Raw genomic sequence first — 2,554 nt, 5'->3', positions numbered from 1 at the left:
TAAGCTAATTCACATTTTTAAAAATACTTGATTTATTTTATTTATCATTCCATCAATTTTTACAATTATCTATGTCATTTTGGAATCTCCCTTAGTTTTTATTAGTAAATAAGATGCGTTTGCCCTGACCCCATGACCAACATCCACAACCTGGGATTGACCGATAAGCATTTGGTCAAGGTAAACCCACAAAAATAGTACAAAAAGCATCCTGCAATTATTGCTAGTAGGGACTCGGAGCAGGTTCTCCCACACTGTTAGTCCAGATGTCGTCTGGCAGGGATCGATGGCGGTGACATACCCGATCAAGGTCAGGATACGTGATTGTGTCTACTGCCGCTCGGTTGCCGACTACTAGGCATCGCGTTGCCTTTGCGCTGCGATTCTCAAGGAAGTGACCTACCGCCACTCCTGCTTGAATTTTCTCTCTTATTGCCGAAAGCCTTTCTGATGTGGGCTATTGGGGTAGCTAGCTATTTCCAATAGCAGGCGTGCCAAGACAATATTTCATACCAAGTTGCCCCTTGGGTTTAATAAAGAAAGGGCTTTTTCGTTATATTTGTCAAGTTGAGCAACAAATAAAACTTGACAGTTTGGAATTTTCACTAATACCTTCAAAGTTACCTTAAATTAATTAGCTGTGGCAGTGCAACAAAGGCGGTTCAGCCGCTTGGAAGGAGGCTTACGCACAGTTCAAGGAATTTACTGAACAATAGTAGACGACGTTGCAGCACTTCTAGAACTTACTCTTGGTACGCACTCAAGGTTTTTTCTCAAAAAGATACTAGTATCATTTTTAAAACCATGACTACGGTTATTACTGCCTTGTTTCAGTGTTGATGAGCAATTAAAAAATTTAAATTATACAATTAACATCCGGAAAACAAAGATGAAGTTAGGAAAAATAGTGAAGAGATGATTGTAACTTTCTTTGATTGAGTTCATCTAAAAGGCTTTCACAATGGTTACTACTCCTGTATACTATTTGCAATTTCTGGACAATCCGAATATTGAAATTTCTCAAGATCAGTTGCGATCGCTTTTAGGAGAAATAGAAGTACAACTGCATCGTAGCCGAGCTTATCGACGTGCTTTAGCAATTGTGCAAAAGTTAATAGGTGAACAAACAGATCAGGCTCAAGATTTATTAAAAGCCGTAGGTAGAGAAGCGATCGGGTTAGCATTTCAACAATTTGCCCAACAATCTCAAAAAGTTGAAACAGTTACAGATACCAAGCAAGCCACAGAAACAGTCAATTCTTCATCAGAGATACAGGAGGAGCATTGCACTCTCCGAGAAGAACCATCTAAAAATACAGCAGAAAATTCGCTGTGGAAAAAATCACTACAATTGCTGAATCATCAGAGAATTTCTCAAGCAGAACTTGCAAAACTTGCTGAACTTGCAGCCCAAGAACGCATGGTGTGCTTACGACAAATCGGGCAACAACTCCAAAAAACCCGTCAATCCAAAGGGCTTTCTTTGGATCACATCCAGCTTTCCACTCATATTCGAACGGAGCTGATAGAGGCATTAGAAAACGGCAACTGGAAAGAATTATCAGATGACATTTTTGTACGTGGATTTATACGACGTTATGGAGATGCTTTAGGACTTAATGGTATTGCTTTAGCTGCCTCTTTGCCATTCCTAGCAGCTATACCAGTAACTCAGCCCTTTTCGGATCAATCTAAAAAAGGAATGGGATTGGAAATTCGTCCGACGCATTTATATGTAGGTTATACAGCTCTTCTTGCTAGTGCAATGGGAGGATTAGCTCTGATGTCCCAGCAACAAGCAAATACCAATATATCAAATGAGCAAGATAACTCTTCTTCTGTTTTACAATCGTTAAAACAACAATCCCCTACTGTTAAAGCAGGGATTAATTCTACTAACACTGGTGTGGCTGTCGGATCTGATATTTCCCCACCAGAAGTATTATATTAACGAACTGCACCTGCCTGATAACTGCTCTCGTGTGGGCTACGCCGCCAATTTTAACCATTAGGGGGCCGTGCAAAAATAACTGCTCAGACAGGTTTTCGGATTGGGCCACTGTTTGCTAATGACGAACAAATTGCTGAAGCATTGTTTCAAGCCCTGCTTGCACAAAATCCTGATTTCCCAGTATTTCTTGATGTGCCAGATCCCAACTTCCAAGCGATTGCTTTAGTTCAACGTTACCAATTGCAGCCAGTCTTTCAATTGGCTCGGATGTACAGTAAAGAAATTCCTAACTTACCTATTAATCGCATCTTTGCTGTGACAAGTTTGGAACTTGGTTAGAGACGGATAAACAATGTGGATGCAATGATTCCTAGATGATTTCCCAATTTCTCTAACTTCAAAAAAGAGTTGAAATTGCTTGTCTTTTTCTCATTCATGCAACAAAGCCAAATCAAGCTCCAAACCCAGCTTCTATATGTTGCGGCTCGCAAACATAAACGCTCCGGCTTGCAAACAAGAAAATTGTTGGCTCAAATTAATTGCAAATAAAATTACACTTCGGCTCACATTATTTGCAAACAGGCTCATTATTATTTGCAACGG

Annotated in this window: 2 protein-coding genes; both read left to right on the top strand. The window is 40.0% G+C overall.

The window, feature by feature from the left end; all coding sequences use genetic code 11:
* Nucleotides 1-961 precede the first annotated feature (961 nt).
* A complete protein-coding gene (locus H6G92_RS38655) occupies nucleotides 962-1,951 on the top strand; it encodes a helix-turn-helix domain-containing protein (protein ID WP_190902116.1) in 990 nt (329 codons plus the stop codon).
* Nucleotides 1,952-2,026: 75 nt separating this feature from the next.
* Nucleotides 2,027-2,290, top strand: coding sequence for a hypothetical protein (locus tag H6G92_RS38650; protein ID WP_313890070.1), 264 nt, complete (start codon nucleotides 2,027-2,029; stop codon nucleotides 2,288-2,290).
* Nucleotides 2,291-2,554 lie beyond the last annotated feature (264 nt).

The sequence above is a fragment of the Nostoc foliaceum FACHB-393 genome, from assembly GCF_014698505.1.
Taxonomy (GTDB): domain Bacteria; phylum Cyanobacteriota; class Cyanobacteriia; order Cyanobacteriales; family Nostocaceae; genus Nostoc; species Nostoc foliaceum_A.
This window is presented reverse-complemented; position numbering and strand designations above follow the sequence as displayed.